The following is a 20,376-nucleotide window of genomic DNA, read 5'->3' on the forward strand; positions in this document are numbered from 1 at the left end:
GGTGGCAACAGGGACGGGTCGCAGCAAGGATAGCCGTCATCCCCGTGGCCTGCGGGGGGGCGTCGCCTCCTTTCGCCTGCAGAGAGGATTTTTCGTTTTCTCTTCAAGGAGTTGATCAAGATAGAGGTTATTGTCACCGTTCGCTCATATAATCGCCGCCATGCAAGCGACTCGGAAGGATTCGATGACACAGCTGATGGCGGCCCTGCTGGGGCTGTTTTACGCCAGCCTGATCTGGGCGGCGCCCGTCCCCTTCGTGACGGCCCCCGGCCCCCATGCCACGCAGGGGAGGCTGGAGCCCCTGCTCTCCTGGTTCTCGGGGGAGTTTTCCAGCCAGGAGCAGGCCACCTTCGATGCCCGCTTCACCAGTGCCGAGCTGCGGCTGGTGGAGATCTGGCCCGGGGAGGGCCCCTTCCGCTGGGTCTATGCGGAGCAGTTTCTGACCGAGCGGGCGCAGCGGCCGTTTCGCCAGCGCATCTACCGCTTCTCCTCCCTGCCCGATGGCCGCATCCTGATGGCCGAACTGACCATGCCGAGGGCCACGGATTTTGCCGGCGCCTGGCGTCGGCCCGAGCTGCTCGACTCCCTCACCCCGCAGCAACTCTCCCTGCGCGAAGGGTGCGAGATCTGGCTGACCCGCCAGCCGGGCGGGGAGTACAAAGGACAGACCCGGGTCGGGCATTGCGCCACCGATTTTGGCGGTGCCACCACCCTGGTGCAGTACCTCTGGATCGGCCCGGACAGTGTCCGGCTGCTGGACAGGGCCTATGACAACGGCGCCCATCAGCGCTGGGGCAGCCCGGGGGAGGGTTACGTCTACCTGCGCAAGGGGATGCGGCGCGGGGAGTAGTCGCGCCGTCCGTCAAGGCCCCTCCCTGCTTGCCGCCAACAAGGACGTGCCGGTCAGGCCGCTGGCCAGTGCCCCTGCAGATCCACCAGGATGGAGAGGCTGACCGCGCCAAACAGCAGGCCCGTCATCAGGTTGAGCGGGCGCTGGATGCGGCCGAGCAGGTGCTGGGCGCGGGGGGTGGAGAGGCTCCAGGCCAGGGCGCTGAACCAGACGAGGGAGAGCAGGAACAGCTCCAGGATCAGCAATCCCCGGGTCAGGCCATCCACCTGGGGCGTCACCATGGCGGCCAGCAGCCCCATGAAGAACAGCATCGCCTTGGGGTTGAGCAGATTGGTGGCCAGCCCGCTCTTCACCCCCTTGCGCCAGCCCGGCCGCTCGCCTCCGGCGCGCAGCGCCAGATCCCCGCTTCCCTGCCAGGCCGCTTTCAGCGCCCCCCAGCCCAGCCAGCCCAGATAGAGGGCACCCACCAGTTTCACGGCGAGAAAGAGCCAGGGCTGGCTTGCGATCAGCAGGCTGATGCCGGTCAGGCTCAGGGTGGCGTGGAGCAGGATGGCGAGGGCGATGCCAAGGGCCGCTCCGAGGGCGGTGGGCCTGTGCAGGCTGGTGCGCAGGATGAGCGCGAAATCCGGGCCCGGGCTCGCCAGGGCGACGAGGTGGACGAGACCCAGGGTCAGAAACAGGCTGGTGAACATAAAAGACCTCCGACAGCGGTATGGAGGTGACAGCATGGGGCAGGACGGGGGACGGGAGATTGTAAAAGATTGCAGCGGCGACGATTCAGGCGGGCAGCATCTGCTGGCGATACTCCGCCGGGGTGAGCCCGAAGGCCTGACGAAAACCGTGGTGGAAGTGGCTCTGATCGAAGAAGCCCACCGCCAGTGCCACCTCGCTCACCGGCAGACCGCTGCCGAGCAGGCGCTTGCCCTGTTCGAGGCGCAGCCGCTTGAGCCAGGCATAGGGGGTCATGCCGGTCTTCTTCTTGAACTGACGGAGGAAGGCGAAGCGATCCAGCCCGAACAGGGCGGCCAGGTCCTCCAGGGTGTGGCGCTCGTCCAGCCGGGCCAGCAGATGGTCGCGCAGGAACCTGAGCTGGGGATCCGCCAGGGCGTGGCGCTCGGGGGCGAGCCGGAACAGTTCGCCCAGCAGGGCCAGCAACTGGCTCTCCGCCAGCAGGCCGTCGGGGGCAGGGCCGTCCAGGTGCATGTGCAGTCGGGCAAAGCCCTGGTAGAGGTCGGGGCGGCTCTGCAATCCCTGGTGGAAAAAGGGCTCGGGGTGTTCCGGCAGCCAGCGGGCCAGCTGCTCGGGGGCGATGGAGAAGACCCGTACCTCGTACCCTTCCGGCAGCAGGCTGAGGCCGTCGTGCATTTCGTCCGGGTTGACGGTGGAGAGTTCGCCGCGCACCAGGTGGTGGCTGTTCCCCTTGTGGATGAACTTCTGGCGGCCCCGCTGCACCAGACCGATGTGGTAGTCCAGATGCACGTGGCGGCCATAGCTGAACTCCCTGTGGTGGGAGTGGGAGAGTTCAACCCCCGGCAGCAGCCGGGATTGCCAGTAGTGGATGCGGGATTGGGGTGCGTTCATCCCCTATTGATACCCCGAAAGCGGCCCCTTGGCTTGTAGATTATTGCGCCGGCGCCTCAGCCGGCCTCCTGGCGCCGCTTGCCGCTGCGCAGGCCATCCAGGCTGAACAGCACCAGGGCGCTCCAGATGCAGCCGAAGGTGATCATCTTGTCCAGCGCCAGCGCCTCGCCATACAGGGTCACCGCCAGGATGAACATCAGGCTGGGGCCTATGTACTGGAAGAAGCCCAGGGTGGAGAGCTTGAGCCGGGTGGCCGCTGCGGTGAAGCAGAGCAGGGGGGCCGTGGTGACGGCGCCCGCGGCGATGAGCAGCAGGTTCAGGTGCCAGTCATTCTGGGTGAGGTGGCTGGTGGGGCTGTCGGCGATGCCCCACAGATAGAAGGCGGCGGGCGGCAGCATGATCAGGGTCTCGATGAGCAGGCCGGTGAGGGCGTCCAGGGCCAGTTTCTTGCGAATGAGGCCGTAGATGGCGAAGCTCGAGGCCAGCACCAGGGCTATCCAGGGCAGGGAGCCGAAGGCGATGAGCTGGACGGCGACACCGACAAAGGCGAGCCCCACCGCCCACCACTGCAGGCGGCGCAGCTTCTCGCTCAGAAACACCATGCCGAGCAGCACGTTGAACAGGGGGTTGATGTAGTAGCCCAGGCTCGCATCCAGCATGTGGCCGTTGTTGATGGCCCAGATGAACAGCAGCCAGTTGCCGCCGACGGTGACGGAGGTGAAGGCCAGGGTGAGCAGCACCTTGGGCTGGCGCAGCACCGCCTGCACCTTGTGCCACTGGCGTCCGAGCAGCACCAGCACCATCAGCAGAGCGCAGGACCAGATCATGCGGTGGGTCAGGATCTCGGCGGCCGGCACGGCGGAGAGGGACTTGAAGTAGATGGGTGCCAGGCCCCAAAGGGTGTAGGCGCCGAGGGCATAGAGGACGCCCTGGCGCTGGATCTGTTGTTGCATGCGGATAACCTTCACTGGAGTGCGGATGTCGGGAAACATCGCAAAAAGTCAGTGTAGCGATCCTTTTGCAGGGAAAGAAGACAATAAATGGGTCTGACGGGATTTTAACAGCAGGAGCGACTTCAGCGACCGCCCCCGCGGCGGATCTTCTCCACGTCCATCAGCAGCCACAGCATGAGGGCGATGGCGGAGATCCAGGGGCCCCAGGTGACATAGGCTTCCCCCTGACCCAGCACGAAGAACAACAGCGGCAGTCCCACCACCAGAAACAGTACACTTCCCAGAAAAAACAGCATTTTTATCTTTAAATTTAATGGCTTGCTATTTGACGATTATATCGATTGAGCGAGGGGATAAAAGAGTAAAAATGAGAAAGGGGGATTTCTCCCCCCTGTTTTGTTGATAAGCGTCATTTATGACGTTATTCGAGCTGGATCCAGGTGCTTTTCAGCTCGGTGTACTTCTCCAGGGCGTGCAGGGACTTGTCGCGCCCGTTGCCGGACTGCTTGAAGCCGCCAAACGGCATGGTCATGTCGCCGCCATCCCAGTTGTTGACGAAGACGGTGCCGGCGCGCAGGGCGCGCGACCCCTTCACCGCCTGGTTGAGATCCGCCGTCCAGATGGCGGCCGCCAGGCCGTAGTCGGTGTCGTTGCCAAGGGCGATGGCCTCTTCCAGGGTGTCGAAGCCGGTCACCGCCAGCACGGGGCCGAAGATCTCCTCGCGGAAGATGCGCATCGTCGGGGTCACGTCGTCAAAGATGGTGGGTTCGATGTAGTAGCCGCCCTCCTCGGGCTGGGTGCGCTTGCCCCCCAGCAGCAGCTTGGCGCCCTCCTGCTGGCCGATGGCGATGTAGTTGAGCACCTGCTCCATCTGGATGTGGTCCACCATGGCGCCGATGCGGGTGGTGGGGTCGAGCGGGTTGGCCGAGATCCATTCGCGGGCGTGGGCCAGCAGCCGCTCCATGAACTGGGGCTTGATGCTGTTTTGCACCAGCAGGCGGGAGGCGGCGGTGCACACTTCCCCCTGGTTGTAGAAGATGGCGCCGACGGCGCTGCGGGCGGCGGCGTCCAGATCCGGTGCATCCGCCAGCACGATGTTGGGGCTCTTGCCGCCGCACTCCATAAAGGCGCGTTTCAGATTGGATTTCCCGGAGCACTGCACCAGGTGCTTGCCGATCTTGGTGGAGCCGGTGAAGGTGATGCAGTCGACGTCCATGTGCATGGCCAGCGCCTCGCCCACGGTGTGACCAAAGCCCGGCAGCACGTTGAACACGCCGTCGGGGATGCCCGCCTCCTTCGCCAGACCCGCGATGCGCAGGGCGGTGAGGGGGGATTTCTCGGAGGGTTTGAGGATCACCGAGTTGCCGGTGGCGAGCGCCGGGCCCAGCTTCCAGCAGGCCATCACCAGGGGGAAGTTCCAGGGCACGATGGCAGCCACGACACCGAGGGGCTCGCGGGTCACCAGGGCCAGGGCGGACTCTTCCACCGGGGCGACCTGATCGTAGATCTTGTCTATCGCCTCGGCGTTCCAGGCGATGCAGTTCGCGGCGGCGGGGGCGTCATACCCCATGGCGTCGCCGATGGGCTTGCCCATATCCAGCGACTCCAGCAGTGCCAGCTCCACCAGGTTCAGGCGCATCAGCTCGGCGAAGCGCTGCATGATGAGCTTGCGCTGCTTGGGAGAGAGGCCGCACCAGCGCTTGTCGTCGAAGGCGGCACGGGCCGCCTTGACCGCCAGCTCGGCATCGGCGGCGTCGCAGGAGGCGACCTTGGTCAGCAGTTGGCCGTTGGCCGGATTGATGCAATCGAAGGTGGCGCCGTTGACGGCATCCCGGTAGGTGCCGTCGATAAAGGCTTGCGAGGGCAGGGTCAGATGGGCGGCCTTGTGTTGCCACTGGGCCAGGGTCAGGTCACTCATGTTCACTCCTTGAACCGGCAGAAAGTCAGTCTCCGCGTATCAATATGCTAAACATCCCGCCGCTTGTAAATCCATCTTGTAACAATTCATTAAACACTGACCCCGAACAACCCGGGCCAACGGCGGGGCAAACCGGGCGCCCTGGCTTGTGGTGTCGGGGGCCGTGCGGCGGGGCGGGAGCCCGTGTCGCGGGCCTGATCCCCGAGCCGGGCAGGGGCGGATCCCGGCGGGCTGTTCCGGGAGAAGGCCCGTCAGAAGCTGGCGGGCGTGTTGGCCGAGATCAGCACGCACTCCTGATCCCCCACGTTGCGAAAACGGTGGGGAGTGCGGCTGTCGAAGTAGTAGCCATCCCCCGGTGCCAGCAGGTGAACCTGCTCGCCTACCGTGACTTCCACCTGACCCCGGATGACGATGCCGCACTCTTCCCCTTCGTGACTCAGCATGTCGTCACCGGTGTCGGCGCCCGGAGGCAGTATCTCCTGCATCATGCCGATGGCGCGGTTGGCGCGGCTGTGACCCACCAGACGGTAGCTGATGGGGTGGGTGCCGAGATCCGGCATGTCGTCCGCACGGAAGATCACCTCGGAATCCATCTCCGTCTCGTCGGTGAAGAAGCTGGCCAATGACATGGGGATGCCTTCCAGCACCTTGCGCAGGGAGGCCACCGAGGGGCTCACCTGATTTTTCTCGATCTGGGAGATAAAGCCGTTGGTCACACCGGAGCGTTTTGCCAGCTCGCGCTGGGAGAGGGCCGCCTTGGTGCGAACCGCCTTGAGGCGGTGACCGATATCCATCGATAGACACTCCTTGACTGTTTACTATTATTAAAATTGTGTTAAATATCTTATACCACCCCTGAGGGGTGACACCAAGCCGGGCGATAAAAGCCCTTTTTTATGGATTCAGGTGTTTAATTTAATAGGCATGAGCCGGGTGTTACTAAACGCCTTAAGGATGAGGTGACCATGAAACCTGTCAGCGACATCAATACCCCCGACATGTCCGCATTCTGGATGCCGTTCACCGCCAACCAGCAGTTCAAGGCGGCGCCGCGCATCCTGAAGTCGGCAGAGGGGATGTATTATCACTCAGAGGATGGCCGCAAGATACTGGATGGCACTGCCGGACTCTGGTGTTGCAACGCAGGCCATGGTCGGCGCGAGATCGCCGAGGCGGTCTCCCAGCAGATCTCCCACCTCGATTTTGCCCCCACCTTCCAGATGGGCCACCCCCTGCCGTTCGAGCTGGCCAACCGGCTGGTGGAGATCGCCCCCAAGGGATTCGGTCACGTCTTCTATACCAACTCCGGATCGGAGTCCGTGGACACCGCGCTCAAGATTGCGCTGGCCTGGCAGCGGGCTCGTGGCCAGGGGACCCGTACCCGGCTCATCGGCCGCGAGCGCGGCTACCACGGGGTGGGTTTTGGCGGCATCTCGGTGGGGGGCATTCCCGGCAACCGCAAGTGGTTCGGCTCCCTGCTGACCGGGGTGGATCATCTGCCCCACACCCTCAACATAGGGAAAAATGCGTTCACCAAGGGATTGCCAGCAGAAGACCTCACCCTGGCCGATGAACTGGAGAAGATTGTCTTCCTGCACGACGCCAGCAACATCGCGGCGGTCATCGTCGAGCCCATCGCCGGCAGCACCGGGGTCATCATGCCCCCCAAGGGCTATCTCAAGCGGCTGCGGGAGATCTGTACCAAACATGGCATCCTGCTGATTTTTGACGAGGTGATCACCGGTTTCGGCCGCCTCGGCTCCCCCTTCGCCGCCCAGGAGTTCGACGTCATCCCCGATATGATCACTTGCGCCAAGGGGCTCACCAACGGCGCCATCCCCATGGGGGCCGTGCTGGTGCAAAACCATATCTATGACGACATGATGGCGGCGGGCAAGGGGGCCATCGAGCTGTTCCACGGCTACACCTACTCCGGCCACCCGGTGGCCGCGGCGGCGGGTTTGGCGACCCTCGAGATCTATCGCAACGAAAATCTGCTGACCCGGGCGGCCGAGCTGGCGGGCTACTGGGAGGAGGCGGCCCATTCCCTCAAGGGCTGCAAGCACGTGAAGGACGTGCGCAACTACGGCCTGGTGGCGGGCATCGAGCTCAAACCCATGCCCGATGCGCCGGGCAAGCGGGCCTACGAGGTGTTCGTGCGCTGCTTCGAGAAGGGGGCGCTGATCCGGGTGACGGGAGACATCATCGCCCTGTCGCCGCCCCTCATCATCGAGCGCAGCCAGATCGACGATCTCTTCACCCTGCTGCAGGACGCCCTGCAGGCCCAGGACTGACCCCCACATCACACAGGATGGCGCTCGTCCCGGGCGTCATCCCCCTGTGCTGCCCCGGCGCGGCGAGGGGAGGACGGATGACCCATCACGGAGGATTTATGAGTTACAGGATCGACAACTTCATCGACGGCGAGACGACCGAGAGTCGCAGCGAGCGTTTCGGTGCCATCTTCAATCCGGCCACCGGCCAGCAGCAAGGCTCCGTCGTTCTCAGCACGGCCGATGAGTGTGCCGAGGCGATTGCCTGCGCCGAGCGCGCCTTTGGGGAGTGGTCCCAGACCCCGCCGCTGGTGCGGGCCCGGGTGCTGTTCCGCTTCAAGGAGCTGATGGAGCAGCACAGGGACGAGCTGGCCCAGCTCATCAGCCGCGAGCACGGCAAGGTCTTCTCCGACGCCCAGGGGGAGCTGACCCGGGGGCTGGAGGTGGTGGAGTTTGCCTGCGGTATTCCCCACCTGCTCAAGGGGGAGCACTCTCTCAACGTGGGCCGCGGGGTGGACAGTCACTCCATGATGCAGCCGGTGGGGGTCTGCGCCGGCATCACCCCGTTCAACTTCCCTGCCATGGTGCCGCTCTGGATGTTCCCGGTGGCCCTGGCCTGCGGCAACACCTTCATCCTCAAGCCCTCGGAGAAGGATCCGTCCCTCTCTCTGCGCATGGCCGAACTGCTCAAGCAGGCGGGCCTGCCGGACGGGGTGCTCAACGTGGTCAACGGCGACAAGGAGGTGGTGGACGTGCTGCTGACCGACCCGAGGGTCGGTGCCGTGTCGTTTGTCGGCTCCACCCCCATCGCCCAGTACATCTATGCCACCGCCTCGGCCCACGGCAAGCGGGTGCAGGCCCTGGGCGGCGCCAAGAACCACATGGTGGTCATGCCGGATGCCAATCTGGATCAGGCGGTTTCCGCCCTGATGGGGGCCGCCTATGGCGCGGCGGGCGAGCGTTGCATGGCGATCTCGGTGGCCGTGGTGGTGGGTGACGAGACCGCCGATGCCCTGGTGGCGAAGCTCTCTCCCCTGGTGGCGGCCCTGCGGGTCGGCCCCGGCCTCGGTCAGAGTCCGGAGAACGAGATGGGGCCCCTCATCAGCCGGGAACACCTGGCCAAGGTGCGCGGCTACGTGGATCAGGGAGTGGCCGAGGGGGCCGAGCTGGTGGTGGATGGCCGGGGCCTGAGCCATGGCGAGGGCTACTTCATCGGGGGCAGCCTGTTCGATCGGGTCGGCCCCGAGATGCGCATCTACCGGGAGGAGATCTTCGGCCCCGTGCTCGCCATCGTGCGGTCCCCGGACTACGAGACGGCCCTGCGCCTCATCAACGAACACGAGTATGGCAATGGCACCGCCATCTTCACCGGTGACGGAGATACCGCAAGGGACTTCACCACGCGGGTTCAGGTCGGTATGGTAGGGGTGAACGTTCCCATTCCGGTGCCCATGGCGTTTCACAGCTTCGGTGGCTGGAAACGGTCCATCTTCGGGCCGCTCAACATGCACGGGCCGGATGGGGTGCGCTTCTACACCCGGATGAAGACGGTGACCGCCCGCTGGCCCCAGAGCCTGCGCGCCGGCGCCGAGTTCTCCATGCCGACCATGAAGTGAGCCACCGGCTCGCTGCCATGGCTTTAATCTCTTGCCCCCGCAGGCCGCCGGTCTGCGGGGGCGCTTCTGTCAAGGAGTAACAGATGCGACTGGGTATTCTCGATTGTGACCGGCTGGACCCCGATTTGGTGGGGGATTTTGGTCCCGTTTACTCCGAGATGTTTATCAAGGGTTTCCGGGCGTTGGCCCCCGGGCTGGAATTTCGGGTCTGGTCCGCCCTCGACGGCGATCTGCCCCCGGATCTGACCGAATGCGATGCCTGGCTCATCACCGGCTCGCGCCACGATGCCTACAGCGACATCCCCTGGATCCTGGCGCTGCGCGACTGGATCCGCCGGGCCCACGATGCCAACGTCAAGCTGGCCGGGGTCTGCTTCGGCCATCAGGTGATCGCCCAGGCGCTGGGAGGGGAGGTAATGAAGTCCACCAAGGGGTGGGGGCTGGGGGTGTCTGTCCATGCCATGCAGATGACAAAACCCTGGATGGCGCCGGGGCTGGACACCATCCGCATCCTGGCAAGCCACCAGGATCAGGTGGAGCAGCTTCCGCCGGGGGCGACCCTGCTCGCGGGCAACGACTTCTGCCCCAACTTCATGTTCCTGCAGGGGGATCACATCGTCGCCATCCAGGGGCACCCGGAATTCTCGGTGGCGTACAACCGGGCCCTGATCGAGCGGCGACGGGACAGGCTGCCCGATGCACATTACCAGAGCAGTCTCTCTTCCCTGGAAGGGGAGGTGGATTCCGCCACCATGATGCAGTGGCTGCTGCAGTTCCTCGGCATCCTGCCGATCGGGGCCGACGTGCGCTGAACCCCGTTTGTCATATCCACCGCGCTGATGCTAGATTTTGTAGCAAAATGAAGGATCAAGCGGCGATATGCCCAGTCCGGATGATACACTGGCCGCCATTTTTGGCGGCCTAGTCCATCGACGAGCGCCGCGTCAGTCTGTGAGGGGGCAACCTTGAAACTACAGCAGTTGAAGTATCTGATCGCGGTGCGGGACCACAATCTCAACGTCTCCGTTGCCTCCGATGCGCTCTATACCAGCCAGCCTGGGGTGAGCAAGCAGATCGGCTTGCTGGAGAGCGAGCTGGGGGTGCGCATCTTCGAGCGCCGCGGCAAGCACCTGCACCGGATCACCCCGGTGGGGGAGGAGATCATCAAGTGTGCCGAGGCCATGCTCAATATCGAGAGCAAGATCAAGGCCATCTCCCGGGAATACCTGGATCCGACCGTGGGCACCCTCAACATCCACACCACCCACACCATCGCCCGCTACCTGCTGCCGAAAAGCGTCACCTACTTCACCAAAAAGTACCCCAAGATCTCGTTCCACCTGCATCCTGTGATGTCCGCCACCAAGGAGCAGATCAGCAAGGGATACTCGGATTTTTCCATCGTGGCCCACGAGATAGGCTTCGACAAGGAGCTGATCGCGCTGCCCGCCTACCTCTGGACCCTCTCCCTGGTGGTGCCCCAGGAGCACCCCCTGGCCAAGGTGAAGAAGCCGACCCTGGAGCAGCTCTGCCAGTATCCCATCCTGAGCTACGAGAGCGGCGCCACCGGGCGTCAGGTGCAGGACAAGGTGTTCCAGGCGGCCGGCCTCACCCCCAACTACTACATGACGGTGATGGATGCCGGCGTCATCAAGCGCTACGTGGAGCTAGGCTTTGGCATCGGCATCATCTCCTCCCTGGTTGCCAACGATAGCGATGCCCCCAGCCTCGTGGCCATCAATCTGGAGCACCTGTTCGAGCCTTGCCCGGCCCAGATCTGCTTCAGCAAGAGCATCCTCTTGCAGAACTACATGTATGACTTCATCAGCTCCTTCTCCCCCCATCTCACCAAGGAGATGATCCAGAACGTGATGCAGCAGCCGACCCAGGCGCGCATCGACGAGCTGCTGTCAGGGGTGGAGCTGCCTGTCTACTGATCCCGCTTCCGTTTCTGTGCCGGCACCCCGGGGTGCCGGCCTCCTCCCGCCGAGGTTTCCATGTCCCGCATCCTGCTGCTCGCCAATCTCAACTGTGATCATGTGCTCTCCCTGGCCGAACCCCTGGTGGCGGGGGCGCGGCTGCAATACGTGGATCAGGGGCGCAGACTCGGCGGCGGCGCCGCCAATACCGGCATCGGACTGGTGTGGGCGGGGCACGAGGTGATCATCGCCTCCCGGGTCGGGCTGGACGACACCGGTGACTGGCTGCTGGAGCAGGCGGCCTCATACGGCCTGGATTGCAGCCATGTGGAACGCTTTGGCGGCGAGACCGGCGAGCTGCTGGTGCTGGTGGACGCCACCGGTGAGCGCACCATCCTCAGGCGCCCACGTCGTCCGGATCTGCCGGGGGATCTGCCGACCGAAGGGGTGGACTGCCTCTATGTGAACTATCCGGGCACCGCCATCGTGGGCTACATGCGCCAGATGCTCGCCAAGAGTTTCGTGGTGGCCCAATATCCCAAGGGGGGGCAGGCCCGCCGCCCTTGCCACGTGCTGGTGGCCTCCCGCTCCGATCTCGGCGAGGTGAGCGACCCCTGGCAGCATGCCCGCCAGCTCGCGGGGGATCAGCTCGAATGGCTGGTGCTGACCGAGGGCAAGGCGGGCGCCGTGGCCATTCACGGGGAGGAGCAGGTCAGGGTGGCGGCGCGACCGGTCTCCGTGGTGGATACCACGGGGGCGGGGGATGCCTTCGCGGGCGGCCTCATCCACGGTCTTGCGCGGGGCATGGCCATGGCCGATGCGTTGCAGTGCGCCGTGGACTGGGGCGCCTTCGCGGTGGCCTCCGAGAGCTCCATCCCCTCCCAGGCGCTGCGCAACTGGCTGAAACAGCCCCACTGAACTCGCCGGACAACGGCTCCGGCGATGGCAGAGGAGGTGGGGGTTTGTCGACGGAAACCGCCAAAACCCCTCGCTGAGGCGGCAAGTTTGCGATCAATCAAAGAAAGTGTCGATTTATGTACATCTTCGTCGACACCCGCCCGGGCTGCTCTTACCCTTGTGACTTCACGACTCGGTCGAAGAAGCCCATCCCGTGCGCACGCATGTGCAGACCCCCTCTTTGGCCACCGGCTGTCGTCCTGATTTCTGGCTTGTAGTAAGAGGCAAGTGCGACCATGCAACTGACACGATTTACCGACTACGCCCTGCGTACCCTGACCTTCCTGGCCATCCAGCCCGGTGATCGCCTGTCGACCATCACGGAAGTGGCCGACACCTTCGCCATCTCCCGCAATCACGTGGTCAAGATAGTGCATCAGCTCGGCATCAAAGGTTACATCGAGACGGTGCGTGGCAAGCATGGGGGCATCCGCCTCGGCCGTGCCGCCGTCTCCATCAACCTGCGCGATGTGGTGATGGACATGGAGCACGTGCTCTGCCCGGTGGACTGCAAGCGCGAAAACTGCCGTCTCTCCGGGGGCTGCCGCATCCAGGGCATTCTGCGCCGCGCCATGCACGCCTTCCTCGAGGTACTGGGGGAGTACACTTTAGCGGATGCGGTGCGGGATCCCACTCGTCTGTGCCACCTTCTCGGCATAGAGCAGGATAATATTCTGACCATGGCATGATGCCACGGTGAATGACAGAGGGGCCTGCGGGCCCCTCTGTCATTGCCAGCGATCAGAGCTGGGGCACAAGGGTGATGGCACCGTGCAGACAGGCGAGGCCGCAAGCGCCGCAGCCATCGCAGGCGGCCATGTTGACGGTTACTCCCTCGTTGCCGACCTTGATCGCCTGCTGGGGGCAGGCATCTTCACACAGCAGGCAGTAGTAGCCCTGACGGGCCTGGCAGCTCGCCTCTATCCTGACCCGGGTCTGCACCTGGCGGCCGAGGCAGAGATCCAGTGCGCCCGTGGGGCAGGCTCTGGCGCAGCTGCCGCAATAGCTGCACTGGCCACAGGCGAGATCCAGCACTGGGGTACCGGCGATGGGGCTGCCGTCATATTCGGGGCGATCGGCGGGCTTGATGAGGCCGTTGGGACACGCCTTGAAGCAGTCGCCACAACGGGTGCAGAGGGTGAGGAACTGGGACTCGTCGATGGCCCAGGGCGGGCGTGCCTCATGGCAGACCACCTCGGGTCTGCGGGGGCTCCCCCATGCGTGTGCCAGCCAGCGACAGAAAAAATGCGTCATGCCCACCTCTATACCTATTAGGGGTTAATTTTATCCAGTTTTGGGCCGGCAAGCCAGAGAATAGCGGCGGGCAGGATCGCAAGCCGGGTTGCCCTTGTGTAAGCTAGGCGGGTCTTTTTGCGGGATTGAATGAACTCATGTGGCTATTTCTGTGGCGTGCTTCTCTGCTCTATGTCTTCCCCCTGCTGATGTGGGCCTACTGCCATCTCAAGGGTATCGAGTTCAGTGAACTGGATACCGGGGTCAACAGCCACAAGTGGGTGGTGCTGGCGGCCTATCTGCTCTATGTGCTGATCTGGTTGCTGCTCAACCGCTATCTCGAACTCTTCCTGCGCCAGCGGGGGCGCCGATGACCCCGCTGCTGACCTGGTGGCCTGCCATGCTGGTTGGCGGGCTGGCGCTGCTGTTCGGCTGGTGGTGGGGGCGACGCAGCGGCCGTGAAGAGGCGCTGCTGCTGGAGGAGCGTCATCAGGGGTTGCAGGATCGCTGGGACGCGCTGCAGGACGAGAAGATGCTGGCTCAGCAGAAGCTGGATCAGCAGCAGACCCTGCTGCTCAAGCTCACCGCCCGTCTCAAGGAAGCCGAGGCGACCCTGCGCAGCGAGCGCATCGCCAGCGCCGAGAAGCTGCAACTGCAACAAGAGGCTGAACAGCGCCTCAGCCAGCAGTTCGAGAACCTCGCCAATCGTATCTTTGAACAAAATGCTGGAAACTTCCGCGAACTGAATCAGAACAGCATGGATCTCCTGCTGACTCCACTCAAGGAGCAGCTCGAGGGTTTTCGCCGCCAGGTGGGAGAGACCCACGCCCAGGAGACGGCCCAACGCCACAACCTCAAGTTCGAGCTGGAGCGCCTTGCCGAGCTCAACGCCCGCATGACCGAAGAGGCGGCGGCGCTGACCCGGGCCCTCAAGGGCGACAGCAAGCAGCAGGGCAACTGGGGGGAGGTGGTGCTGGCGCGGATCCTCTCCGAGTGCGGCCTGCGCGAGGGGCATGAGTACCACACCCAGGTCAACATCGAGGTGAACAAGGGCAAGCGCTACCAGCCCGACGTCATCGTCCACCTGCCCCAGGAAAAGGACATCATCATCGACGCCAAGGTGTCGCTGACCGCCTATGAGCGCTGGTACAACGCCGCTGACGATCTGGAGAAGGCGGTGGCGCTCAAGGAGCACGTCGCCTCGGTGCGCAACCATATCCGCGAGCTGGGCCGCAAGGATTACCAGCAGTTGCCCGGGGTGCGCACCCTGGACTATGTGCTGATGTTCGTGGCGGTGGAGCCTGCCTTCCTCGCTGCCCTGGAAGCAGACCCTTCCCTGGTGCGCTACGGGCTGGAACACAACATCCTGCTGGTGAGCCCTACCAACCTGATGGTGGCGCTGCGCACCATAGAGAACCTGTGGCGCTACGAGCGGCAGAACCAGAACTCGCGCCAGATAGCGGAGCGGGCCGGCCGCCTCTACGAGAAGCTGCGGCTGTTCGTGGAGGAGATGCAGCAGATGGGGGGCAGCCTGCACAAGGCGCAGGAGAGCTACGACAAGGCGATGGGCCGGCTGGTCAACGGTCGTGGCAACCTGATCGCCCAGGCCGAGCGCTTTCGCGAGCTGGGGGTCGAGGTGACCAAGCCCTTGCCGGACGCGCTGGTGGACCGGGCGTTGGAGCGGGAGGAGTCGGCGGACTGAGGGGAATCGTCATTCGCCGGGACAACGAAAAGGGCAGCCATTGGCTGCCCTTTTCGTTTCATGCAACAGCCTGGACGGCTGCTTATTGCTTCCAGAAGGAGGGGAAGAAGAGCACCGCCACCGTCAGGATCTCGAGGCGTCCCAGCAGCATGCCGAACGACAGTATCCACTTGGCCGCATCCGGCAGACTGGCGAAGTTGGTGCTGGGACCGATGACAGGCCCCATGCCCGGGCCCACGTTGGCCACGGCGGTGATGGAGCCCGAGATGGCGGTCAGGGGGTCCAGCCCGATGGCGGCGAGCAGGGCGGCGATGAGCAGGATGATGGCGAAGTAGACCAGCACGAAGGAGATCAGGGAGCGGATGATGGCGTCGTTGACCGGACGGCCGTTGTACTTCTGGGGAAACACGGCGGAGGGGTGCATCAGCTGGCGCATCTGTTTCTTGAACAGGGCGAAGGCCACCTGGACCCGGAAGATCTTGAGCCCGCCCGAGGTGGAGCCGGAGCAGGCGCCGAGTGCCAGCAGGATGATGAAGATAATGGTGGTGAGCGGGCCCCAGGTGCCGAAGTCGCCGAGTCCGAAACCCGTGGTGGTGAGCACGGAGACGATATTGAAGCTGCTGATGCGCAAGGCATCCATGAAGCCGTAGATGTCTCTCACCCAGAGATAGAAGGTGACGACCAGGGTCACCCAGACGATCAGCCAGAAGAAGCCCTGCACCTGGGCATCCTTGAACAGGCTGTTGTCACGGCGGGAGAGAGCCTGCACATAGAGCAGGAAGGGCAGGCCACCGAGGAACATGAAGAGGGTGCCTATCCAGTGCGCCGCGTGGGAGAAGTGGGACATGGATTGGTCCGAGGTGGAGTAGCCGCCGGTGCTGAGGGTCGTCATGGCGTGGTTGACCGCTTCGAACAGGTTCATGCCACTCACCCAGTAGGCGAGGAAGCAGAGCATGGAGAGTACCAGATAGACCAGCACTATGTTGTTGGCCACCGTTTTGGCGCGGGGGGCGCTCTTGTCGGACCAATCGGAGCTCTCGGTCTGGAACAGCTTCATGCCCCCGACGTTGAGGTAGGGCAGTACCGCCACCGCCATCACGATGAAGCCGACTCCGCCCAGCCACTGTAGGATGGATCGCCACAGCAGGATGCTGTGGGCCATGCCGTCGAGCCCCGACAGCACGGTGGATCCCGTGGTGGTGACCCCCGACATGGTCTCGAAGTAGGCGTCGGCAAAGTCGATATGGGTGATGAAGACGAAGGGCAGGGCCCCGAAGACGCAGGCGACCACCCAGACCGAGGTGGTGAGCAGGAACATCTCCCGCACGCCGAGGTGAAACTCTGCCTTGCGACCGTAATGGAGGCAGAGCAGAGCGGCACCATGGGTGATCAAGACCGACTTGAGAAATTCGACGAAACCTTCCGAACCGGTCAGCAGGGCCAGCAGGGTGGGCAGCCACATGAAGAGCGCCAGCTTGGAGAGCACCAGCCCGAGCGTGAAGACGATGGGATGCAGCTTGATCATGCAAGAAAACCTGGTCGTTGATTGAAAAAAGACCCGGACCTTTCCTGAGAAAAGGGGCCGGGTCCGGATACCGTTGCCAGAGACATGGCCGGCTTACAGGAAGAAGGGACTGGGCTGGAACAGACGCTCCACTTCCGGGATGTACTTTTTGTCCACCAGGAACATCACCACGTGGTCATCCTGCTGTATCTGGGTACGATCGTGGGCGATCAGCACCTCATCACCGCGCACCACTGCGCCTATGGTGGTGCCCGGGGGCAGCTTGAGCTCGCCCACCGTCTTGCCCACCACCTTGGAGGTGTTCTCGTCCCCGTGGGCGATCGCCTCGATGGCTTCGGCCGCCCCGCGGCGCAGGCTGTAGACGTTGGCGATGTCGGCACGGCGCACATGGGTCAGCAGGGCCGAGATGGTGGCCTGCTGGGGGGAGATGGCGATGTCGATGGAGCCACCCTGTACCAGGTCCACGTAGGCGCCGCGCTGGATCAGCACCATGGTCTTCTTGGCCCCCATCTTTTTGGCGAGCAGGGCTGACATGATGTTGGCCTCATCCTCGTTGGTCACCGCGATGAAGACGTCGATCTGGTCGATGTGCTCCTCCGCCAGCAGCTCCTGATCCGCCGCATCGCCGCAGAAGACAATGGTGTGTTCCAGATGCTCGGAGAGCTGCTCCGCCCGCTTCTGGTTGCGCTCGATGAGCTTGACGCTGTAGCGCTTCTCTAGCTGGCGGGCGAGGCCGGCGCCTATGTTGCCGCCGCCGACGATCATGATGCGCCGGTAGGGGCTCTCGAGGCGTTGCAGTTCAGACATCACGGCACGGATATGGCCCGCCGCAGCTACGAAGAACACCTCGTCATCGGCTTCGATGATGGTGGTGCCCTGGGGGCGGATGGAGCGCCCCTGGCGGAAGATGGCGGCGACCCGGGTTTCGATGTTGGGCATGTGTTCCCGCAGGGTGGAGAGCGCATTGCCCACCAGGGGGCCGCCGTAATAGGCCTTGACCGCCACCAGGCCCACCTTGCCGTCGGCAAAATCCACCACCTGCAACGCCCCCGGATACTCGATCAGGCGACGCACATAGTCGGTCACCAACTGCTCGGGGGCGATCAGGTGATCCACGGGGACGGATTCGGGCAGGAACAGGCGATCCCGCTCCACCAGATAGGCGGGGGAGCGAATGCGCGCCACCTTGTTCGGGGTGTTGAACAGGGAGTAGGCGACCTGGCAGGCGACCATGTTGGTCTCGTCGCTGTTGGTGACGGCGACCAGCATGTCGGCATCCTGGGCGCCGGCTTCGCGCAGCACCCTGGGATGGGCGCCGTGGCCATTCACCACCCGCAGGTCGAATTTGTCCTGCAGTTCGCGCAGGCGCTCGCTGTCGGTGTCGACGATGGTGATGTCGTTGTTCTCGCCGGCGAGATTCTCGGCCAGGGTGCCACCCACCTGACCTGCGCCCAGAATGATGATTTTCATAAGGCCATCTTACTCAAGGTTGTTGCTTCGTAATGAGGCGGCCCGTCACCGGGCCTGCCATCCGCCGGTTCGGCCTACAGCTTGATGAGCTTGGCATAGTAGAAGCCGTCCATCTCCGCCTCGCCGGGCAGGAACTGGCGACCCGGACAGGCCGGGGTGTCTTCTGCATGCAACGGCACCAGGCGGGCATCCGGGGTATCGGCCAGGAAGGCGCGGATCTGCTCCCGGTTCTCTTCCGGCAACACGGAGCAGGTGGCGTAGAGCAGGGTGCCGCCCTGCTTCAGCTTGCCCCAGAGGGCGTCGAGAATGCGGCGTTGCAGCTCGGCCAGTTCGCGGATGTCCTGATCCCGGCGCAACCACTTGATGTCGGGGTGACGACGGATGACGCCGGTGGCGGAGCAGGGGGCATCCAGCAGGATGCGGTCGAACTGCCCCCGTGGCCACCACAGATCCGGCGTGCTTGCATCACCGTGGATCACTTGGGCCTGAAGGCCGATACGATCCAGGTTCTCCTGCACCCGCTTGAGGCGGTTGTCGTCGGCGTCGACGGCAACCACGCCGGCAAGGGCCGGCTGGCGTTCCAGCAGGTGGGCGGTTTTGCCGCCGGGGGCGGCGCAGGCGTCCAGCACCCACTCGCCCGGCTGGGTATCGAGCAGGGCGGCGGCCTGCTGGGCGGCACCGTCCTGCACCGAGCAGTCACCCTGCTCGAATCCGGGCAGCTTGGTCACGTCGCAGGGGCGCTCCAGCAGGATGCAATCTTCCCCTTCCACACCGGCCATGGCCGGGATGCCCGCCTCGCTCATGCGGGCCAGCATGGCCTCGCGGCTCTGGCGCTGGCTGTTGTTGCGGATCCACATGGGCGGGCGCTGGTTGTTGGCCTCCATGATGAACTCCCAGTCATTGGGATAGGCCTGACGCAGGCGCTTGGTGAGCCATTCGGGGTGGCCGAGGCGGACGCTGGGAACGCGGTCGATGCGCAGCAGGATCACTTCGGCGCTGCGCTGGAAGTTGCGCAGTACGCCGTTGATGAGGCCGCGCAGAGAAGAACCCTTGAGCAGCTTGACGGCGTTGACGGTCTCGGCCACGGCGGCGTGAGCCGGAATGCGGGTATAGATGAGCTGGTAGAGGCCGACCAGGATGAGGTAGTGGAAGATGCGGCTCTTGTTCTTGAGCGGCTTGTCCATCATCTCGCTGACCGCCGCATCGAGACGGGGCAGCCAGCGCAGGGTGCCGTAGCAGAGTTCTTGCAGGAGGGCGCGATCGCGAGGGGCGACCTTCTCCTGGGCAGCAGGCAGAACGGCGGAGAGAGATTGACCCTGATCCAGCACCTGTTGAATGACGAGAGCAGCCTGTGCGCGTGTTTTCATAGCGTTACCTTAGATGCACAAGTCGGGGCCAGGGCCCCGCTTGTGTCAATTCAATCCAGATCAAATCAGTTGCGTGCCAGGTTCAAACCAGTCGCGGCGAGAGTTGAGCAGATCCGAAACGGACATGGCCTTCTTGCCGGGAGGTTGCAGGGTCAGCAGGCGCAGCACGCCCTGACCGGTGGCAACCTCGATCCCCTGCTTGTCGGCCTTGAGCAGGGTGCCGACTGCCTGGCCGTGATCTTGTGCGACGACCTCGGCCTGCCACACCTTGACGGTCTGGCCGGCGACTTCAAACCAGCTGATGGGCCAGGGGTTGAAGGCACGGATGCAGCGTTCGATGGCAACGGCGTCCATCGACCAGTCGATGCGGGCCTCTTCCTTGGAGAGCTTCTCGGCGTAGTTGGCCAGCGCATCGTCCTGGGGCTCGGCAGCGGTGTCGCCGGCAGCCATGGCGTCCAGAGTATCGACCAGTGCCTGCGGGCCCAGACCGGCCAGCTTGTCATAGAGGCTGGCAGAGGTCTCATCACTGGCGATGGGGCAGGTTACCTTGCGGATCATGGCGCCGGTGTCCAGCCCCACGTCCATCTGCATGATGGTGACGCCGGTTTCGGCATCCCCTGCCCAGATGGAGCGTTGAATCGGGGCGGCACCGCGCCAGCGCGGCAGCAGGGATCCGTGCACGTTGATGCAACCCAGACGCGGCGTATCGAGCACCGCCTTGGGGAGGATGAGGCCATAAGCCACGACGACCATCAGATCGGCACCCAGAGCAGCCAGTTCGGCCTGCGCCGCTTCATTGCGCAGGGAGGCAGGTTGATAGACCGGCAGATCGTGGGCCAGCGCCAGCTCCTTGACCGGGCTGGCGGTGAGCTTCTGGCCGCGACCGGCGGGCTTGTCCGGCTGGGTATAAACGGCGACGACCTCGTGGCCGGAAGACAACAACGCCGCCAGATGACGGGCGGCGAAGTCGGGGGTACCGGCAAAAATCAGTTTCAGCTTGTTCAATGGAGCG

General features: G+C 64.1%; 20 protein-coding genes. 9 read left to right on the plus strand and 11 right to left on the minus strand.

Annotated elements, in window-relative coordinates; genetic code table 11:
* Nucleotides 1-184: 184 nt before the first annotated feature.
* On the plus strand, nucleotides 185-850 hold the full coding sequence (locus tag ACPW74_RS20760; protein ID WP_041212148.1) for a chromophore lyase CpcT/CpeT: 666 nt from the start codon (nucleotides 185-187) through the stop codon (nucleotides 848-850).
* A gap of 53 nt (nucleotides 851-903) precedes the next feature.
* On the opposite strand, the gene ACPW74_RS20765 is transcribed toward ACPW74_RS20760, so the two are convergent.
* The 6 genes from ACPW74_RS20765 to ACPW74_RS20790 form a co-directional block, all read right to left on the minus strand.
* Nucleotides 904-1,542, minus strand: coding sequence for a LysE family translocator (locus ACPW74_RS20765; RefSeq protein ID WP_010672488.1), 639 nt, complete (start codon nucleotides 1,540-1,542; stop codon nucleotides 904-906).
* 85 nt (nucleotides 1,543-1,627) lie between these two features.
* The gene (locus tag ACPW74_RS20770) at nucleotides 1,628-2,431 is read right to left on the minus strand and encodes an AraC family transcriptional regulator (protein ID WP_279980945.1); all 804 of its coding nucleotides are present in this window, start codon (nucleotides 2,429-2,431) and stop codon (nucleotides 1,628-1,630) included.
* Nucleotides 2,432-2,487: 56 nt separating this feature from the next.
* Nucleotides 2,488-3,384: an EamA family transporter RarD gene (rarD, locus tag ACPW74_RS20775; RefSeq protein WP_010672490.1), complete on the minus strand. Its 897-nt coding sequence runs from the start codon at nucleotides 3,382-3,384 to the stop codon at nucleotides 2,488-2,490.
* 122 nt (nucleotides 3,385-3,506) lie between these two features.
* On the minus strand, nucleotides 3,507-3,680 hold the full coding sequence (locus ACPW74_RS20780) for a hypothetical protein (protein ID WP_010672491.1): 174 nt from the start codon (nucleotides 3,678-3,680) through the stop codon (nucleotides 3,507-3,509).
* Nucleotides 3,681-3,805: 125 nt separating this feature from the next.
* Nucleotides 3,806-5,302, minus strand: a complete 1,497-nt coding sequence (locus tag ACPW74_RS20785; RefSeq protein WP_041212149.1) for an aldehyde dehydrogenase — start codon at nucleotides 5,300-5,302, stop codon at nucleotides 3,806-3,808.
* 251 nt (nucleotides 5,303-5,553) lie between these two features.
* A complete protein-coding gene (locus ACPW74_RS20790; RefSeq protein WP_010672493.1) occupies nucleotides 5,554-6,096 on the minus strand; it encodes a cupin domain-containing protein in 543 nt (180 codons plus the stop codon).
* Nucleotides 6,097-6,267: 171 nt separating this feature from the next.
* Here ACPW74_RS20790 and ACPW74_RS20795 point away from each other — a divergent pair, with 171 nt between their 5' ends.
* The 6 genes from ACPW74_RS20795 to ACPW74_RS20820 all read left to right on the plus strand — a co-directional run bounded on the left by ACPW74_RS20795 (nucleotide 6,268) and on the right by ACPW74_RS20820 (nucleotide 12,756).
* Nucleotides 6,268-7,596, plus strand: a complete 1,329-nt coding sequence (locus ACPW74_RS20795; protein WP_279980946.1) for an aspartate aminotransferase family protein — start codon at nucleotides 6,268-6,270, stop codon at nucleotides 7,594-7,596.
* A 98-nt stretch (nucleotides 7,597-7,694) separates the two neighbouring features.
* Nucleotides 7,695-9,191 carry a CoA-acylating methylmalonate-semialdehyde dehydrogenase gene (locus tag ACPW74_RS20800; protein WP_041212151.1) on the plus strand — a complete coding sequence of 499 codons (1,497 nt, stop codon included), beginning with the start codon at nucleotides 7,695-7,697 and terminating at the stop codon, nucleotides 9,189-9,191.
* 83 nt (nucleotides 9,192-9,274) lie between these two features.
* Entirely contained in the window at nucleotides 9,275-10,003 is a 729-nt protein-coding gene (locus ACPW74_RS20805) for a glutamine amidotransferase-related protein (RefSeq protein WP_279980947.1), read from the plus strand.
* Between the two features lie 153 nt (nucleotides 10,004-10,156).
* Nucleotides 10,157-11,128: a LysR substrate-binding domain-containing protein gene (locus tag ACPW74_RS20810; protein ID WP_210538367.1), complete on the plus strand. Its 972-nt coding sequence runs from the start codon at nucleotides 10,157-10,159 to the stop codon at nucleotides 11,126-11,128.
* A gap of 60 nt (nucleotides 11,129-11,188) precedes the next feature.
* Entirely contained in the window at nucleotides 11,189-12,028 is an 840-nt protein-coding gene (locus ACPW74_RS20815) for a PfkB family carbohydrate kinase (RefSeq protein ID WP_010672498.1), read from the plus strand.
* Between the two features lie 275 nt (nucleotides 12,029-12,303).
* The gene (locus ACPW74_RS20820; RefSeq protein WP_010672499.1) at nucleotides 12,304-12,756 is read left to right on the plus strand and encodes an Rrf2 family transcriptional regulator; all 453 of its coding nucleotides are present in this window, start codon (nucleotides 12,304-12,306) and stop codon (nucleotides 12,754-12,756) included.
* Nucleotides 12,757-12,808: 52 nt separating this feature from the next.
* Here the strand turns inward: ACPW74_RS20820 and ACPW74_RS20825 are convergent, their stop codons facing one another.
* On the minus strand, nucleotides 12,809-13,321 hold the full coding sequence (locus tag ACPW74_RS20825) for a ferredoxin-type protein NapF (protein WP_041214095.1): 513 nt from the start codon (nucleotides 13,319-13,321) through the stop codon (nucleotides 12,809-12,811).
* Between the two features lie 137 nt (nucleotides 13,322-13,458).
* Here ACPW74_RS20825 and ACPW74_RS20830 point away from each other — a divergent pair, with 137 nt between their 5' ends.
* Complete coding sequence (locus tag ACPW74_RS20830) at nucleotides 13,459-13,674, plus strand: hypothetical protein (RefSeq protein ID WP_010672501.1); 216 nt, start codon at nucleotides 13,459-13,461, stop codon at nucleotides 13,672-13,674.
* Complete coding sequence (gene rmuC, locus ACPW74_RS20835) at nucleotides 13,671-15,002, plus strand: DNA recombination protein RmuC (RefSeq protein ID WP_104452043.1); 1,332 nt, start codon at nucleotides 13,671-13,673, stop codon at nucleotides 15,000-15,002. The genes ACPW74_RS20830 and rmuC overlap by 4 nt, the downstream gene beginning before the upstream one ends.
* Nucleotides 15,003-15,084: 82 nt before the next feature.
* Here rmuC and ACPW74_RS20840 read toward each other — a convergent pair whose 3' ends face one another.
* The 4 genes from ACPW74_RS20840 to fmt form a co-directional block, all read right to left on the minus strand.
* On the minus strand, nucleotides 15,085-16,527 hold the full coding sequence (locus ACPW74_RS20840; protein WP_010672503.1) for a TrkH family potassium uptake protein: 1,443 nt from the start codon (nucleotides 16,525-16,527) through the stop codon (nucleotides 15,085-15,087).
* 93 nt (nucleotides 16,528-16,620) lie between these two features.
* On the minus strand, nucleotides 16,621-17,997 hold the full coding sequence (trkA, locus tag ACPW74_RS20845; RefSeq protein ID WP_010672504.1) for a Trk system potassium transporter TrkA: 1,377 nt from the start codon (nucleotides 17,995-17,997) through the stop codon (nucleotides 16,621-16,623).
* A gap of 74 nt (nucleotides 17,998-18,071) precedes the next feature.
* A complete protein-coding gene (gene rsmB / locus ACPW74_RS20850) occupies nucleotides 18,072-19,364 on the minus strand; it encodes a 16S rRNA (cytosine(967)-C(5))-methyltransferase RsmB (protein WP_279980948.1) in 1,293 nt (430 codons plus the stop codon).
* A gap of 60 nt (nucleotides 19,365-19,424) precedes the next feature.
* Nucleotides 19,425-20,369 (minus strand): methionyl-tRNA formyltransferase, encoded by a 945-nt coding sequence (gene fmt / locus ACPW74_RS20855; RefSeq protein WP_104452041.1) that lies wholly within the window; start codon nucleotides 20,367-20,369, stop codon nucleotides 19,425-19,427.
* Nucleotides 20,370-20,376: the final 7 nt, after the last annotated feature.

This window comes from Aeromonas sp. INTO2 (assembly GCF_049860605.1).
GTDB classification, from domain to species: Bacteria; Pseudomonadota; Gammaproteobacteria; order Enterobacterales; family Aeromonadaceae; genus Aeromonas; species Aeromonas caviae.

Bases quoted from the DNA above. Each gene is read 5' to 3' on its own strand.
- ACPW74_RS20770 (WP_279980945.1), bottom strand. From the start codon at position 2,431: ATGAACGCACCCCAATCCCGCATCCACTACTGGCAATCCCGGCTGCTG.
- trkA (WP_010672504.1), bottom strand. From the start codon at position 17,997: ATGAAAATCATCATTCTGGGCGCAGGTCAGGTGGGTGGCACCCTGGCC.
- ACPW74_RS20795 (WP_279980946.1), top strand. From the start codon at position 6,268: ATGAAACCTGTCAGCGACATCAATACCCCCGACATGTCCGCATTCTGG.
- ACPW74_RS20785 (WP_041212149.1), bottom strand. From the start codon at position 5,302: ATGAGTGACCTGACCCTGGCCCAGTGGCAACACAAGGCCGCCCATCTG.
- ACPW74_RS20830 (WP_010672501.1), top strand. From the start codon at position 13,459: ATGTGGCTATTTCTGTGGCGTGCTTCTCTGCTCTATGTCTTCCCCCTG.
- ACPW74_RS20840 (WP_010672503.1), bottom strand. From the start codon at position 16,527: ATGATCAAGCTGCATCCCATCGTCTTCACGCTCGGGCTGGTGCTCTCC.
- ACPW74_RS20765 (WP_010672488.1), bottom strand. From the start codon at position 1,542: ATGTTCACCAGCCTGTTTCTGACCCTGGGTCTCGTCCACCTCGTCGCC.
- ACPW74_RS20805 (WP_279980947.1), top strand. From the start codon at position 9,275: ATGCGACTGGGTATTCTCGATTGTGACCGGCTGGACCCCGATTTGGTG.
- ACPW74_RS20820 (WP_010672499.1), top strand. From the start codon at position 12,304: ATGCAACTGACACGATTTACCGACTACGCCCTGCGTACCCTGACCTTC.
- ACPW74_RS20760 (WP_041212148.1), top strand. From the start codon at position 185: ATGACACAGCTGATGGCGGCCCTGCTGGGGCTGTTTTACGCCAGCCTG.
- ACPW74_RS20825 (WP_041214095.1), bottom strand. From the start codon at position 13,321: ATGACGCATTTTTTCTGTCGCTGGCTGGCACACGCATGGGGGAGCCCC.
- rsmB (WP_279980948.1), bottom strand. From the start codon at position 19,364: ATGAAAACACGCGCACAGGCTGCTCTCGTCATTCAACAGGTGCTGGAT.
- rarD (WP_010672490.1), bottom strand. From the start codon at position 3,384: ATGCAACAACAGATCCAGCGCCAGGGCGTCCTCTATGCCCTCGGCGCC.
- ACPW74_RS20815 (WP_010672498.1), top strand. From the start codon at position 11,189: ATGTCCCGCATCCTGCTGCTCGCCAATCTCAACTGTGATCATGTGCTC.
- rmuC (WP_104452043.1), top strand. From the start codon at position 13,671: ATGACCCCGCTGCTGACCTGGTGGCCTGCCATGCTGGTTGGCGGGCTG.
- ACPW74_RS20800 (WP_041212151.1), top strand. From the start codon at position 7,695: ATGAGTTACAGGATCGACAACTTCATCGACGGCGAGACGACCGAGAGT.
- ACPW74_RS20790 (WP_010672493.1), bottom strand. From the start codon at position 6,096: ATGGATATCGGTCACCGCCTCAAGGCGGTTCGCACCAAGGCGGCCCTC.
- ACPW74_RS20780 (WP_010672491.1), bottom strand. From the start codon at position 3,680: ATGCTGTTTTTTCTGGGAAGTGTACTGTTTCTGGTGGTGGGACTGCCG.